The sequence below is a fragment of the Candidatus Uabimicrobium helgolandensis genome (assembly GCF_041508025.1).
In the GTDB taxonomy this organism is placed as follows: Bacteria; Planctomycetota; Uabimicrobiia; order Uabimicrobiales; family Uabimicrobiaceae; genus Uabimicrobium; species Uabimicrobium helgolandensis.
Genome location: NZ_CP165719.1, coordinates 290,244 through 306,664, shown reverse-complemented (window position 1 = coordinate 306,664; position 16,421 = coordinate 290,244). Strand labels below are relative to the sequence as shown.

12 protein-coding genes are annotated in these 16,421 nt (G+C 36.9%); 6 read left to right on the top strand and 6 right to left on the bottom strand.

Annotated elements, in window-relative coordinates; translation table 11 throughout:
- Positions 1-6 precede the first annotated feature (6 nt).
- The 3 genes from UABHE_RS01045 to UABHE_RS01035 are packed head-to-tail and all read left to right on the top strand — an operon-like array spanning position 7 to position 3,169.
- On the top strand, positions 7-1,143 hold the full coding sequence (locus tag UABHE_RS01045; RefSeq protein WP_372368289.1) for an acyl-CoA dehydrogenase family protein: 1,137 nt from the start codon (positions 7-9) through the stop codon (positions 1,141-1,143).
- A gap of 3 nt (positions 1,144-1,146) precedes the next feature.
- Positions 1,147-1,869, top strand: a complete 723-nt coding sequence (locus UABHE_RS01040) for a hypothetical protein (protein ID WP_372368288.1) — start codon at positions 1,147-1,149, stop codon at positions 1,867-1,869.
- A gap of 31 nt (positions 1,870-1,900) precedes the next feature.
- Positions 1,901-3,169 carry a cytochrome P450 gene (locus UABHE_RS01035; RefSeq protein WP_372368287.1) on the top strand — a complete coding sequence of 423 codons (1,269 nt, stop codon included), beginning with the start codon at positions 1,901-1,903 and terminating at the stop codon, positions 3,167-3,169.
- A gap of 150 nt (positions 3,170-3,319) precedes the next feature.
- Here the strand turns inward: UABHE_RS01035 and UABHE_RS01030 are convergent, their stop codons facing one another.
- On the bottom strand, positions 3,320-6,067 hold the full coding sequence (locus tag UABHE_RS01030; protein WP_372368286.1) for a response regulator: 2,748 nt from the start codon (positions 6,065-6,067) through the stop codon (positions 3,320-3,322).
- Positions 6,051-7,352: a diguanylate cyclase domain-containing protein gene (locus UABHE_RS01025; RefSeq protein WP_372368285.1), complete on the bottom strand. Its 1,302-nt coding sequence runs from the start codon at positions 7,350-7,352 to the stop codon at positions 6,051-6,053. The genes UABHE_RS01030 and UABHE_RS01025 overlap by 17 nt, the downstream gene beginning before the upstream one ends.
- Before the next feature lie 198 nt (positions 7,353-7,550).
- Between UABHE_RS01025 and UABHE_RS01020 the strand changes: the two genes are divergently transcribed.
- From UABHE_RS01020 to UABHE_RS01010, 3 genes are all read left to right on the top strand, one after another.
- The gene (locus tag UABHE_RS01020; protein ID WP_372368284.1) at positions 7,551-9,065 is read left to right on the top strand and encodes a sigma-54-dependent transcriptional regulator; all 1,515 of its coding nucleotides are present in this window, start codon (positions 7,551-7,553) and stop codon (positions 9,063-9,065) included.
- A gap of 277 nt (positions 9,066-9,342) precedes the next feature.
- Positions 9,343-10,554, top strand: coding sequence for a patatin-like phospholipase family protein (locus UABHE_RS01015; protein WP_372368283.1), 1,212 nt, complete (start codon positions 9,343-9,345; stop codon positions 10,552-10,554).
- Positions 10,555-10,612: 58 nt separating this feature from the next.
- Positions 10,613-10,831 (top strand): hypothetical protein, encoded by a 219-nt coding sequence (locus tag UABHE_RS01010; protein ID WP_372368282.1) that lies wholly within the window; start codon positions 10,613-10,615, stop codon positions 10,829-10,831.
- A gap of 611 nt (positions 10,832-11,442) precedes the next feature.
- Here UABHE_RS01010 and UABHE_RS01005 read toward each other — a convergent pair.
- Genes UABHE_RS01005 through UABHE_RS00990 form a run of 4 tightly spaced genes read right to left on the bottom strand, consistent with a single transcriptional unit; the run spans position 11,443 to position 16,403 of the window.
- Positions 11,443-12,576, bottom strand: a complete 1,134-nt coding sequence (locus UABHE_RS01005; protein WP_372368281.1) for a hypothetical protein — start codon at positions 12,574-12,576, stop codon at positions 11,443-11,445.
- A gap of 27 nt (positions 12,577-12,603) precedes the next feature.
- Complete coding sequence (ansA, locus tag UABHE_RS01000) at positions 12,604-13,644, bottom strand: asparaginase (RefSeq protein ID WP_372368280.1); 1,041 nt, start codon at positions 13,642-13,644, stop codon at positions 12,604-12,606.
- Position 13,645: 1 nt separating this feature from the next.
- Positions 13,646-15,967 carry a xanthine dehydrogenase family protein molybdopterin-binding subunit gene (locus UABHE_RS00995; RefSeq protein WP_372368279.1) on the bottom strand — a complete coding sequence of 774 codons (2,322 nt, stop codon included), beginning with the start codon at positions 15,965-15,967 and terminating at the stop codon, positions 13,646-13,648.
- A complete protein-coding gene (locus tag UABHE_RS00990; RefSeq protein WP_372368278.1) occupies positions 15,960-16,403 on the bottom strand; it encodes a (2Fe-2S)-binding protein in 444 nt (147 codons plus the stop codon). The genes UABHE_RS00995 and UABHE_RS00990 overlap by 8 nt, the downstream gene beginning before the upstream one ends.
- Positions 16,404-16,421: the final 18 nt, after the last annotated feature.

The following is a 16,421-nucleotide window of genomic DNA, read 5'->3' as shown; positions in this document are numbered from 1 at the left end:
GGTCATATGGAACTTACATTAAACACGCAAGATACATTGTTACTCGACAGTGCGCAACAATATCTTGGCAAATACATGGATGCCAAACATTTTCGCGAAATTAGGGATGATGGTGATCACTATCCCAAACGTTATTCCCCCGAGCATCTAGCTGAAATAGCCAAATTGGGGTGGATTGGCATTGACATTGATGAAGAATATGGTGGCACAGGTCCCTATTTTAAAGGACTGTGTTTACTAGCTCAACAAATGGGAAGGTATCTTTCACCAACCGTCTTACTTAGTTCAGGATTACTTGGTGTATCTGCGATCAATATATTGGGAACACAAAGACAAAAACGAACTATGCTACCTAGAATTGCCCAAGGGCAATTGAAAGTCGCTTTTGCTATAGAAGAATCGGAAAGGCACTTAAAAAGCGACATAACAACAAGATTGTGTAGGACGAACAATAGCTATCGACTACAAGGCAAGAAGACATTTGTCATCGATGCTATCGGAGCAGATATTGTATTTGTCGTATGTCGTGATGACAACAAAAACCTCTTTATCGTTATCATAAACTCTACGCAAGATGGTGTTTCTATAACACCTCTATCCATGATTGACAATCGCAATTATGGCAATCTCTCTGTGGATGCTACAATCTCTAAAGAAAATCTATTAGGCGAAGGCATAGTATTACAAAAGGCCTTGGAGCAAATTTTGGATCGCGCGAGGATCGCAATAGCTTCTGAAATGTTAGGAGCAGCACAACATCTACTAGAAACTACATTATCGTATTTGAAACTTCGCAAACAATTTGGTGTCAACATTGGATCTTTTCAAGCGTTGCAACATCGCTGTGCACGGATGTACAGCTCTTTAGAAATGAGTCAGGCAGCCTTACTAGCAGCCATCGATACAATAGAAAAACGTAAATCTTCATCGGATATTGCCACTTTGGCCAGTTTAGTAAAAACAAAAGCAAATGATACATTAGAACTCATTAGCAATGAAGCTATTCAAATGCACGGTGGTATTGGAATGACAGATGAGTTAGATCTGGGCTTCTATTTGAAGCGAGCAAAAATGCAAGTAGCTCTTTTTGGTGATTCGATATTTCATCGCATCAGATATGGCAAAATAACTTTGGGGGATTAAACGATGATAATATTTGGTTTATTTTTTCTTTTCTCTTTCTTTTTATCTCTCATATTCGCTTCTTGGTACACAGCAACACAAATTACCATTAGTTTATTTCTCGGATATGTATGTGCTGTTATTGCCGATTATATGATTCATCGCTATATCTGGCATGGTAAGTGGAGATTTGTGCGCAGCAAATTTTTTCAGTGGTGGCTATATCCTCATTATGTTCATCACTTGATTGCTCATCATAAACATGCCTGGGACGCACGATCAGAGTTAACTTCGACAGGTATTGTTCCCCAAGAGTTCAAACAAACAATGGAAAAAAGATTCTCCGATCAACCGTGGGTTATCAGAGCTTTAAAGTGTAGTAATCACGGGTTAAGTATCGCCAATATCAGTTGTATGATCAATTACTACTCTCTCTTTGTACTAACCCCGCATCCTTACATATGCTTAGTAATATATTTTCTATGGGGTTATCCTGCCATTTTTGCCATATTACCTTCGTTTTTGGCCATCTTCACCCAAATCAATCATCGTTACTATCACATGGATGTGCAATCACGGCGCGAAATATGTCCATGGTATTTGCGTTATTTCTTTTGCTCGTCGGAATTTGATCGCCTTGCACAGGCTCACTGTAATCACCATTATACCAAAGAACATTACGATGACTTCTACTCTGTATATCCGTTTAGTAGGTTATTTTTAGTTCCTATTTTCGGTAGAAGCTAACATATTTATATTTCTTTAATAAGAGAAAAAGATGAAAAATTTTCACCAAGATCCAGTTAGTTTTTTAGCTAATTTAGAAAAAAAATCACCTGTTGCTAAATTTAGACTGGGTCCAATGAGATGTTATTATATATCTTCACTAAGCGGTATAGAGCAAGTTCTTAAACAACGAGAGAATTATATAAAAGGTGGGCCAATATATGCTATTGGTAAAAAAATCATCAAAGGTTCTCTTGTCGAGATAGATGAGGAACGTTGGAAATCAAGGAACAAGACGCTTTCGCCAATGTTTTTTCGAAAAAAAATAGAGAGCTACTTTAATGATATCTGTGCGTGCTTTGAGCAGGAAACTGGCAAAATATTCCACCAACAAACAGTAGATATAAGCTCTATGTCTTTCCATTACACATTAAAAACACTCTCACACACTGTATTTGGTACGGCATTCACCGAAAAAGATAGTAAAGAAATTCTTGAAAATATCCAATTATTAGTGGTAACAGTAGAAAAAATAATCAGCAAGGGCTTTTTTCTACCATTGTGGATCCCATCTAAACAGAATAGGGAGTTAAACGCCTCTCTGATGAAATTTCGCTCTATTGTAAAAAATATCATTCGCCATAAAGTAAAGAAAAACTCTTTTATTTACGACCTTACCCAGGCTTTCTATATGGATAAAAAAGTGTACATGAATGAACAAGAACTCGTTAGTGAAATACTACTGTTTTTTATGGCAGGTATAGAAACCACGGCGCTCACTCTATCCTGGACATTACATCACTTGTGCACGAATAACGAAATAAAAAAGAAATTTCATGATGAACTTGATGAAGTAGTAGGACAAGAACCTTTAACCTTAGCAAAACTTCACCAGTTAGATTATATGGAAAAAATCATCAACGAATCGATGCGCTATTCACCTGCTTTCTGGCTAATTTCCCGTTATATCCCTAAAAAACAAATGCTAGATGGCCATAGAATCAAGGCAAAATCCATCATACTTTTTTCACCTTATATGCTACATCACAATAAAAAATACTGGAAAAACTCCCAAGAGTTTATACCTGAACGATTTGCCAAAAAACTCACACCGAATCAGAAAAAAGCATACATTCCTTTTGGAAATGGACCGAGAATTTGCATTGGAAAGCATTTTGCAATGATGGAGATAAAAATTGCTTTAGCTCAATTAGGAAAACGATTTGATTTTAAACTGCAAGAAGGGATAAAAGTAGAAAAATGTTTTTCAAGTGCACTAGTTCCTAAACATAACATTCACATCGAAATAAAAAATCGTTAGGTTCCCCGTTTCTGAAATCTGCAAGCACATTCAGTTCAAACTTAAAGCTATATCCACTGAACGATGTGCAGTTCGATTTATGTGTTCGTGATTGTTTTATCGAAAAGCCATCATTTACGATTGCGAACCTCAAGTATCGAAAACCAATCTTTACTTATTATTATCTATCCATTGGGTAATTTCATCATACTGAAAATTTGTGAGTAATTTCTCCAATACGCGAGCAGTATCTTGATGTTGATCCTGAATCTTAGTGATTAGATTACGCATACTACGAACATTTGCCTCTGTGAGGGCACTTTCAAACTTAAGCAACCATTCTTTTGGTAACTGTGCCATGCTCTCAAATCTTAAACTCTCTGCTTTTAAATTTATGCTCGTTTCAACGGCAGTGTCGTGTAAAATATACTCTACTCCTAGCTGTTGTTGCAAACACTTAAAAATTTCTTGCTCGTTATACGGTTTGCGAATAAAAGCGTCACAACCTGCTGCTAGAATTTTTGTGCGATCCTCTTCAAATGAACTGGCAGTAAGAGCTATAATTATAGTCTTTTTCCCCATGGGTATATTTCGAATGCACCTTGTTGCCTCATAGCCATCCATGATCGGCATCTTTATGTCCATCCAAATTAGATGAGGTTGCCACTGTTCACAAAGAGATACAGCTTCTTTGCCATCAGCGGCTTCTTTGATTTCGAAACCAAGTGGTTGTAAAATTTCGACAAGTAGTTGGCGATTATTTGCATTGTCATCTACAACAAGAATACGATATGAGGTTTGCCCTGGTGATAATCCAATAACATTTTTTGGATCAGAGTTTTTTACATCCACTTCTTTAGAAATTCCCACCTGTAGATCAAAGGTGAAGGTCGTTCCTTGTCCGATAGAACTATCTACCTTGATTTCACTCCCCAATAAATGTGCGAATTTCTGACTTATATTCAGTCCAAGACCTGTACCTTCTTTGGTTAGACGTCCCGTTTCTGTTTGAACAAACGCATCAAATAATTTCTTTATTTCCCGTGAAGAAATTCCTGGGCCAGTATCAACAACTTCAAAAGTAATCAAACTAGTCATTCGCGATTGTGAGGACATAGTATGCTTTTCTTTTACCTGTAATCTAACTTCCCCACAAGAAGTGAACTTAACAGCATTACTCAATAAATTGATCAATATCTGGCGTAACTTTGCTTCATCAGTGTAGATGTACTGAGGGATTTGCGAAAATTCCGTTACAAACTGTAAGTTTTTATTCTCCATTTTAATGTGAAACATCTTTTTTAAATCTTCGAGCAAAATATGTAGATCAAAGCTCGTTTCCTCTATTGACAGGTAACCTGCTTCTATTTTAGAAAGATGAAGAACCTCATTAATCAGCTTCAAAAGATGCTGTCCGCTTTGCTGTACAATCTGCAGATGTTCACGTTCCTTTTTTGGTAGATTTTGGCTCTGATGGAGTAACTGAGTAAAACCAAGAATCGCATTCAGAGGTGTACGTAATTCATGACTGACATTGGTAAGAAAAGAACCTTTTGCTCGACTAGATGCTTCAGCGTTCTCTTTCGCTTTGTTGAGCTCAATAGTTCTATGGGCTACTCTTTGTTCAAGAACTAAGTTTTGTTCATAAATCAAAGTTTCATTTTTGCGCGCGGCTTGTAGAGCTTCCAATTGAGCGACTTCTTTTTCTTTGCGAATCTGATTGATCTTTTGCGCAATACTAATTGAAAACAACGACATTTGAAGAATGACACCTAAATCAGCAATCGCAACATAATAAAGGGATCTAGAGAAACCCATTGTTATATAAAATGATGCTGAAGACAAAGACAAAACAAACAGAATATTAGCGTAAAAATACAAACGAACATGAGAAAATTTTTTCCAAAACAAATAGCCAGCGATAGCAAAAAGCCACGCAAAATTCATCGTAAAAAACAACACCAAAGGCCCAGACATCCATCCAGGAAAAACACAAAAAACAACAATGCTCAACCATGTTATAGATTTTAAAAACTTGGTGATTTGATAACAACGTGGTGCATATTTTTTTATATCTAGAGATTCAACACTAAAGTGGATAAAAAAAACTGTCCATACTCCAGATACTATCCATAAGAAATAAAAATTCCACTCTGGGGTATTTGGCCATAAAATTCTGGTTGCAAAACCGAAGAAAGAAAGATCCCCCAACACAAATGAAAAAATATAAACGCTGAAAAATAAATATATTCGTCCTCCAACTACAACAAAAAAAATAAGATGATATAGAGCAATTTGAAGACAAATGCCGCATACAATTCCTCGCCAATACGTTTTGTAAAAAAATGCTTTGGAAAAACTATCATTGTCAAAAGCTTCTCCGTAAATTTTTTGATTGGTAAAGCGCATCAAAAATTTAGAATCACAAGCCAGACGAAAGTAAAATGTCTGCGTACTTTTGCTTTCGATAACAAGAGGTAAAACAGAAAACTCGTCATGATTTAACACTTGAGAACGGCCAGGAATGGGCACGAGAATGCCTGTGCGCTGGTATAATTTTTCTCCACTACTTGAAAATGAATATTGTTCTATTTCGTGATTGGGATATAGGTAATAGATGAGTTTCTTTGTTTGCATAGAACGATTTTTTATTGTTAACCGCAACCAATAAATATGAGAAGAGAGTCCTGTTTGAGCAGTATCATTAGGACGAAAGTTGTGTTCTTGTTTTAGAATGTCATCTATCTTCCATTTATTTTCTGGATCAGGTAAAATTTCTAAAACTGAGTACAAATAGTAGCGTTGATCTACTTTTGTATTAGAATCAAGAACTAAAGAACTAGAACTATTTAATTCGCACCAAGATGTCGAGGTCAATAACAAAGCAAATACAATCCAAATATTAGATAATTTTAACATGTGCTCTACTCTCAATAGTTTGTTGTTCAATGGTATTACGTCCACGTTTTTTCGCTTTGTACAATGCTTGGTCAGCACTGGCGATTAATTCCTGGTAACCATGCTGTTGTGCTGGAGTAACAGTAGTTACTCCCATGCTTATAGTTACATAATTGCTGGTAGGAGATATTTCATGGCGTATCTGTAATCGCTGAATATTTTTTTTGATAGCATTTGCTACTTGTAGAGCATTCATGCTGTTTGTTGTAGGTAACACAATGACAAATTCTTCGCCGCCATAACGTGCAGCAAGATCACGAGGGCGACAAACGCTTTTTTCTATTTCCTTCGCTATTTTTTTTAAACATTCATCTCCTTTTTGATGACCATAATGATCATTATACAACTTAAAATAATCGACATCGCATAAAATCAAAGACATAGATTCGCTTTTCCTATAACACTGTTGCCATTCTTGCTGGATATAATGATCAAAAAGACGTCGATTGGCGATTCCTGTTAAACCATCAATGTTTGCCTGTGCCTGTAAAGTGAGTTCTAGTTTTTTATGTGAAGTTATATCGCAAAAAGTAACAACCAAACCATCTCCCAACTTCATTCCGACAATTTGTAACCAACCACGAAAATTTATATAATCATAATAAATTTCTTTATTGAGAACAGAGTTTGCTTCGACAACAGTGATGAAGCTCTCTAATAAACCATTTTCCTGTACACCAGGAAAATGTGCTATTAAATTTTCTCCAACGATATTTTGTGATAAAAATTTAAACATATTCGCTGTCGCAGAGTTGACCATTAACCAACGAAAATCAACAATTTTATCATCGTTATCACGTATAGCTTCAAGTGCCATAATTCCATTTAGAGAGCTATTTAAAATACTTGTTAAAAGGTGTTTTTGACGTTGGATCGTAAGTTGGTTTTCAATCCGCGCTAGAATCTCTTCTTTTTGGAAAGGTTTGGTAATATAATCAACACCACCGACCTCAAATGCTTTTACTTTATCCAAAGCATCGCTTAGGGCACTGGTAAAAATAATCGGAATATCACGCGTATTCTGATTTGCATGGAGTTTTTCACAAATGCTATAACCATCTAAACCAGGCATCATGATATCAAGCAAAATAAGGTCTGGAGGACTTTTTTCTACGGCTTTTAATACACGTTCTCCATCGGGAATAGGACGTATCTGGTATCCAGCCTCAGTCAAAATTTGGTTGAGTAGATGCAAATTTGCCCGCGTATCGTCAACGACAACAATATTAGCTTTGGGGTAGATCATTTTTGACCTCGCAATCAAGAAAAATAAAGTTATAATATTTTGATACTGTACATATAATCAAATTTTGTGCCTTATGTGTTTTAAACAAAAAACTTTCGGCAATCCCTTCTTTTACTTGATCATAGAGTTAAGAATCTCCAAGAAATCTATTGGCGTTTACCCGTTCTATTGAGAAAATTTGCTAATGTAGAGGAAAAAATGGACAATTCCCTAATCGAAGTTTTAATTGTGGATGATGTGCCGCAAAATTTACAATACCTATCTTCTCTATTAGAAGGAAAAGGTTTTTGTGTTCGTCCAGCCACAAATGGCAAGAATGCTTTGCGGGCAGCAAAAGCAAAAGCTCCTCACATTATATTACTAGATATTTGCATGCCACAAATGGATGGCTACGCGGTTTGCCAAAAATTCAAAAAAGATGCTGATTTGTGCAATATACCGATTATCTTTATTAGCGCTCTCAATGAAACATTCGACAAAACAAAAGCATTCTCCATTGGTGGAGTTGATTACATAACAAAACCATTCGATGCCGAAGAAGTGTTAGCGAGAATTCATACTCACCTCAAAATTCATAACCTAACAATTCAACTACAAGAGAAAAACGATCAGTTACAGCAGACCATCCACGATTTGAAAAAAACTATTGAAGAACGCGAACAAGCACGAGAGCAGTTGCGAAAAGTGGATAGTAAATTATCACTTCTTTCTGAAGAAGAAGCGAAAAGATGGGGAATTTCTGGGTTTGTCAGCAAAAGCAAAACAATGGAGCGTATCTTAAGTGACATTCGCAAAGTGCAAAATGTCAAATCGACAAATGTTCTCGTTTTAGGAGAAAGTGGCACTGGAAAAGAACTCATTGCACGCGCCATTCATTTTGGTGGACGTCGTAAGGGAGCTTTTATGGCACTCAACTGTTGTGCTATTCCCAGCGACTTATTTGAATCCGTGTGCTTTGGACACATTGCTGGTGCTTTTACAGGAGCAACAAGCAACAAAAAAGGTGTTTTTGAATGCGCAGACAAAGGAACTCTCTTTCTCGACGAGATCGGCGACATGCCTTTAAATCTACAAACGAAATTATTGCGTGCTATTGAAAACGGCGAAGTTACACCTGTTGGTAGCAATCGATCTATCAAGGTAGATGTACGCATAATTGCCGCGACAAACAGTAGTATTACTCAACAAGTCAAAGAAGGTAGTTTTCGCCAAGATTTGTACTTTCGCATTGCACGATTTATCGTGAAGCTTCCTCCTTTACGAGAACGCCGTGATGATATCCACTTACTCACTTCCCACTTTATAGAAATTCTAGCAAAAGAAATGGGACGCAAACCACCACAGTTATCTAGTGAGGTCGTTGCTATTTTAGAGCAATATTATTTTCCTGGAAATATTCGAGAATTAAAAAATATCATAGAGAACGCTTTAATTCGCTGCGGAGCAACGATCCACCCAGAACATCTCCAACTTTTCGAAAGTGATGAAGACACAGAAGAAAAACTAGAAGCTCCGTCTTTATTGAGCGTACAAAGCAAAGAGCAAGTTATTCTACAGTATGTAGAGAAAAGAGGAACAATTAACAATCGCCAATGTCGCGATTTGCTAGAAATTGATATCAATAACGCTTCCTATTTGCTAAAGAAATTACATAAAACCGGTAACCTTGTACGTGAAGGCCAAAGAAGATGGTCTTACTACAGACTGCCTTAGAAACTCATATACGATCTATCTTCCATCATATCAATACTATAAATGATATACTTAGGGTGTGTCGACAAACTTATACCAATCATTCATAGAAAACGATATTAGCACTAATGGCGTTTTCTATGGAATTCTATTAGCATTACTACTTCTCTCCCTTTATCTTTTTCTCTTAAACCTAAACCAAACAAAGACTTCAGATCATCTACTATTAACGGCACACAAATTGCTTTGTTTTTTGTCAAATTGATTTTTACAAACGCAAATGCAAAGGAAGTATACTATGGATAGGGAATGGATTACCATGTGCTCATATGGTAACGATGTGCCATTATTACAGTTCAAACAACGCTTAGAAAAAGAACTACTCCAACTAACACCTTTTATAAAAATTGATATTGATCGATCCAATCAAGAAAAGTTTTCTGAAAAATCTGTGGTTGTAGTTGCATGGGGTAATCAAAAGCCTCATTTATCCGAACTACAATCTATTTTTCCTAAATGCAAAAAAACTCTTGTGTTACTTCACAAAGATGACACTTTACCAAAAAATACTAGAGTATGGTTACCAGTTTTCGAAAAGCACTATCACGTTCGTTGGCATAAAGATAGAGACTTTACACGCGTTGCACGTTTTTTAACAGGAAATGAAATTGGACTTGCCTTGAGCGGCGGCGGAACGATGGGAGTTGGACATTTAGGTATATGGCAAGCGATGGAAGAAACTCAACTTCCAATAGATATGATTGTTGGTGTGAGTTGTGGCGCTGGCTTTGGTTCATGCTTTTCTATGGGCATTTCACCTTATAGATTACTCGCATCCTTCCAACGCCAAGAGAAATACTTACAACAATATACCTTACCATTGATTTCTTTATTTAGTAGCAAAAAACACGATTCCTTTCTGAAAAATCTCTATTGCGATTTGCATATAGAAGACTTATGGATTCCTTATGTATGCGTGTCGACAAACCTCTCTAGTGCTAAGCGTTTTATTCATCGTCGTGGAAAGCTATGGAAAGCGGTCAAAGCTTCTAGTGCTATACCAGGACTAATGCCACCAGTAGTTCATAATTCTCAAATATTAGTTGATGGCGGAGTGATTGAAAACGTTCCAGCGCTAACATTAAAAGAACTTTGTCGCGGTACAATCATCATCTCCGACCTTAGTTCTTACCAACCTTTTGACTGTGATTTTGCCAAGACTCCATCGCCATGGAAAATATTAAAATCTCGTACAAAAAAGAAATCATTCCCCTCTATTGCTGACTTACTTACGCGTAGTTGTACAATCAATAGCATCGCCAATCATTCTAAATGTAGACAAATAGCTAACTTTTATTTACGACCTCCACTGCAAAAACTTTCTAACCAAGAAATTAAATCTCTAGATGCCGTCTATCAAACATCTTACCATTACGCAAAAAAACTTTTTTGTTCGCAGCAACACATAACGTCCAAAAACTGCTGTGAACAAATGAAAGTATGTGTTTAACAATAAATCGTTCCCAAATGCCCAAGCCACTTTTAACACCAATCCAAGAGGAAAAAATATGACAAAAGTGAAAGATTTTTCTCAAATTGACAACCCATCTTTTACTGTCGACTTGAATCATCTAAAAAAACGACCAATATCAGATATAGACAATCAAAATAGTTCCATTAAAAAAATAGAATTGTCGGGAAAAAGTAGTTTCTTGGGATACACAATAGTTTGGATTCCCAATCCTATTATTGCTTGGTTTAATACCAAAAGCATCATTACTCGCTAATGTTTTCTATGACCTTGCGGGAGGCTTTTTACTGTGTAAGGACATTATTGGAAAAAAGCAAGTTGGGTTGGTACCATGTGGTCTGTGATTGTAGGGGAACATTGCTGTTATTTTAGGATAATCTCTAGTGCTATAGTTTTCATATTGTTCTGTAATTTATTTCCCAATTGAAAGCCAACACTTGGTGCGTATAATTCTCCACATAAATATATTTGGTCACAGTCATTTAATTCTTTTTTTCTTGATAATTTACATTCATTTTTTTCTTCGATGTTACGAAGGTAGCAGCTTATAATTGAGATTTTTTATTTGTCTTCAATTTATCTTAAATTTCAAAAAAAGATTTTTGCTATTGTTAGCTCTATAGCAAGCAAAATAAGTACCTTATGCATTTCTTGAAAAATCAACAAAAAAAGAATTAAATGACCTTGACCATATATTTAATCATCCGACTTCTTTTCTAATGCGAACATCCGAAGTACTCGTGTTTATTGGGCGAAATAAAATAATTTGCTAAACTTCTTTCATTTTATTGTTTTACTTCAAATATCTTGCAATTCAAGAGATCCCTTGAATTGCAAGGAAAAATTCTATTTACACGGCCCAGAATACTATTCTAAAATAACTTCTTCTTCTCCAGTTAGCTCAAAAGTCACTTCCTTATTTTGCTGGCCTTTACCTGAAGAAAACGAAACATCTATCTTTAAATTACTCACTTCTTCACCACTTGTATTTAAAATGGTGATTTGTTTTTCCTCTTCGCGACCGTCGGGAATTTCTACTTCGAATTTAGTTAATGTTTCTTGGATCGGAGGAGTAATTCTACCTAGTACAGGATTTAATTGATAGTATGGGTTCAAATCTAGTACTACTGGTTCAAAATTAGGTAACGTTTTAATAAAACTATGTTTTTGACCCTTTATTTCGTAACGAAGAGATAGTTTAATGTTAGTAATTGGTCCCGCGGATTTGTTAACTAAAATGCGCTTTGTTTTTGTGGAAGCGTATTTTGCAAAACGATAACGAACACCTGTATGGATAAAAATGAGTGGAGAATAGCCGTCAACCTCTACGGTGCTTTCCAAATACCTATTGCCTTTAAAACTGTGATGATACACCAAAACACTTGCTTTACCACTAAAATCTATAGAGCCTACACCAAAAAGACAAAATGGATTGTATTTTTTTGTCTTGCCGCGTATACGCGCAATACCGTGGTATTCCATTTGGGTAAAGTCGTATATCTTTCCATGAATCACCTTTATACCACCACCTAACTCCACGCGAATATCTTCAAATGCAATATCTATTGGTTCTGTAGAGGGTTGTGGATCAGGGTCTGGATCATTGTCTAGAGTGTCTTCTGTTAATACAGGAATTGACGCAACATGATTAAAACGATAAATTTTTTGTTTATATGCGACTAATATGTCAAATAAACGTGAATCAAGTTTATCTGTGTGAACATTGTAAACTTGCAAGTCGCACTGCATTGAAGAGCGTTTTTCTGTGCTAAATTCAAGAGACAAAAAGCGTTTCAATGGTACATCATTTAGCCAAATTTTTGCAGCAGTAACTGATTCTCCTTTAATTTCAAGGCTTGCCAGTACAAATTGTTGGCCTTTTTCTTCGGTTATTTCAGCAATAAACTTAGCTTCTCCCTCAACACACTGGATGTAACTAGTACTAGCAAAACCAAATGGTATAAAAAGAGAAAGGATAATTGTAAATATAAAAGTACGCATAGTTTCTCCAAATAAAAATAAATGACCTCAAATCAGAGTGCTGTATAATTCACAACTTAATTCACCTCGTAAATTTTTCGACATTAATAATCGCTTTTTTGCTATATCATTTTTTAATGTAAAAAGATACATTATTTTCGCCAAAGTAGCCTCAATAGTCATATCAGCGCCATTAACAACTCCACATTTTTGCAATGCCGAACCACCACGATAGTACTCTAAACTTATTTCGCCTAACAAACACTGACTACAAACAGTGATGAGTATATCGCGCTTTACAGCTTCTTCAAAAATAGATAATAATTGCGGTGATTCAGGAATATTGCCTATACCGTAAGCCTCGATTATAAGACCTTGGATAGGAGAACTTACAATTTCTTGCAAGAGCTGTGGTGAAATTCCTGGAAATATACGAATAGATGTGATCATGATGTCTGTTGCAAAAGGTATAAACTCGAAAACATTGTCAGAACTTGGCATAGGAAGAAGTAAGTCATTGCGAACGTTAATTTCAATGCCAGAGTTCGCTAACAGTTCATAATTAGGAGAAGCAAATGCCCCAAATCCAGAAGCATTTACTTTTATAGATCGACAGCCTCGGTATAATTTTTCGCCAAAATATAGACAAACCTCAGGAATTTCAAATTTCTGCGCTATAATAGCCGCCGCGATAATATTATCACGTCCATCACTGCGCAATTCCGAAAGAGGAATCTGTGCTCCTGTTAAGATAACAGGCTTGCTTAAGTTTTTGAGCATAAAAGCAAGCGCTGATGCTGTATAGGACATAGTATCTGTTCCGTGGAGTACAATAAATCCATCAAAGAAAGAATAATTTTTGGCTATGTACTCCCCTATTGCTACCCAGTCTTTTGGAACCATATTCGCTGAATCCATAACTGGTGTATATTCTTCAATCGTAAAATCTGGCATATCACTGCGATGAAGCTCCTGAATGCCATTAAGCGCTTCAGAAATATACCCTGGAGGGGCAGGAACATAGTTCCCGCCCTCCTTAATCATACCAATAGTTCCACCCGTGTAGAGAATGGAGATTTTCTTTTTCATCCTAAATTTTTCCTAGTCCTTGTAGGATTTTTTCTGGAGTAATTGGCAATTCGCGAATTCTTACACCACAAGCATTGTAAATAGCATTGGCAATAGCTGGGGCAGGTCCATTGATTGGAATTTCGGCAATTGCTTTCGCTCCGAAAGGACCCGTTGGCTCATCAGTATGCACAAATTTTACAACAATCTCAGGCATATCAATTGTTGTATGAATGTGGTAATCAAAAAAATTGGTATTAATTGGCGCACCTTTGTCATCAAAAACCATAAACTCAGAGAGAGCATAACCTAGAGATTGCGGAATAGCTCCTTCAACTTGCCCTTCTGCCATCTGTGGATTGATAATCTGCCCAGCGTCGGAAACCGATACAATTTTATGAACGCGAACAATACCAGTTTCTGTATCCACCTCAATATCAGCAAAAGTTGTATTAAACGGTGGAGGTGAATCATAACTCATATGAGAAGCATTCGCCATAATTTGATGTTGTTCATGTGTGTAAAAAGCTTTTGTACATATTTCTTCATAGGAAACAGACTGACCATCATTGGCAATAACATTACCATTTTCAATCTTCGCTTCTTCCACTTTAAGAAGCTTTTTTCCCATATCAAGTATTTGTTGCTTTACTTTTTCGGCAGCTTTTTTCACAGCTCCACCGGAAATATATGTAGTACTTGAAGCATAAGCCCCTGTATCAAATGGCGTCATATCAGTGTCTGAGGAATAAACGATAATTTTTTCGACAGGAACTTCAAGAACTTCGGCAGCAATTTGCGCAATCATTGTATCAGAACCCGTTCCAATATCAGTAGCTCCTGCTAGAAGGTTAAAGCTCGCGTCTTCGTTCATCTTAATAAAAGCTGCAGCCATATCTATGCCAGGAATTCCAGAACCCTGTCCGCAACCAATCATACCCACACCGCGACGTACGCGGCCTGTTTTCTCTTCGCTGTATAGTTTATCCCAATCGATAAGCTTCTTGCCTTCTTCAATACAATCCGCCATTCCACTAGTATAAATTACCATCGGATAGCCTTCGCCACCTTCACCTAAAATCTTCGCAATTGGAACATCATCACCTTCTTTTACATAGTTCTTATGGCGTAACTCTGTTGGATCAATCTTTAATTTTGCAGCAATTTCGTCCAGCATTACTTCCATAGCAAAAAACCCTTGCGGAGCTCCATAACCTCGATAAGCACCAGGTACAGACATATTAGTATAGACAGCTTGTCCAAGAAGTTTTTTGTGCGGGGCAGCATAGAATGATAGAGCCTTGTTTGCGGTTACTGACATCACTGTTAAAGAATGTGTTCCATAAGCACCACCATTTTCTAGAATATTTAGATCAATCGCCTCGATAAAACCGTCATCTTTGACTCCCATGCGCACCTTCAAAATCTGAGGGTGTCGCGAACGAGCAGCATACAGTTCTTCTTCACGTGTATACTCTATTCTTGCCGGCTGACCTGTTTTCAAGGTAATTGCAGCGCATAATTCTTCATTGAGGATTTCTTGTTTGCTACCAAATCCACCTCCAATACGCGGCTTGATTACCCGTATTCTACCAACAGGAAAATTTAAAACCTCAGCGACAATACGTCGTACGTGAAACGGTACTTGTGTTGCTGTCCGGATAATTAAGCGATTATGCTCATCAAACCATGTGACAACAATATGCGGCTCAATATGAGACTGCTGTGCATAAGGAACAGAATATTCTTCTTCAAAAACGTGGTCACAACCCTTCATCGCTGTTTCGACATCACCAAGTTCAGCTTTCAGCTCCGCAATTAAATTACGTTTATGATCGTGAACCATTGTTAAATCGGACTGTTCGTGAACTAAAATTTTCGATGTCATCGACTCACGTGGATCAAAAATCGCTTCAAGGACCTCGTATTCGACTTTAATTTTTTCTATTGCTTCTTCTGCAGCAGCAATAGTATCCGCAGCGACAACAGCAACACGATCTCCCACAAAACGAACCGTAGAATCCAAAATGCGCGTATCACGCGAAGATGGTTCCGGGTAACCTTGGCCTGCTGTTGTGTAATAATGTAAATCAAAATCCTCATGCGTAAGAACAAGCTTAACACCAGGTACTTTTTTTGCGACGCTAGTATCAATACTTTTTATATGTGCATGAGCATGAGGGCTATGTAAAATTTTAGCATGCAACATATTACGTAACTTAATATCGTCAGCGAATACAGGCTGTCCCGACACCAAAGCCAAACCATCTACTCGTGCGGTTTTTTTACCAACATACTTCATTTCTGCATTATCTTCTTTTTTATCTTCTTTTTTATCATTCATTGCACACCGCCTTTATCGGTTTAACATATCCTGTACAACGGCATAGATTACCTGCTAAAGCATCTTTCACTTGCTCTGAAGTTGGTTGTTCACTTTCGCGAAGCAGTGCTTCTGAAGCTAAAATCATTCCTGGTGTACAATACCCACACTGAACAGCTCCTTCATCAATGAACTTTTGTTGAAGGTGATGCAAATTACTTTTACTACCTAAATTCTCAATCGTTTCTACTACAGTTCCTTCTAACGTATGCATCAAAATAAGACAGGAATTTTGAGCTTTATTATCAACAAGAACTGTACAAGCACCGCATTCACCTAGTTCGCAACCATTTTTTACACTATAAATTTCATCACTGCGTAGATAATGAAACAAAGTTTCCCCAGGTGTAAACTCTGCTTTCGTCTCTTGTCCATTTAACGTAAATGCTATTTTCATAACAACCTCTATTCGAAA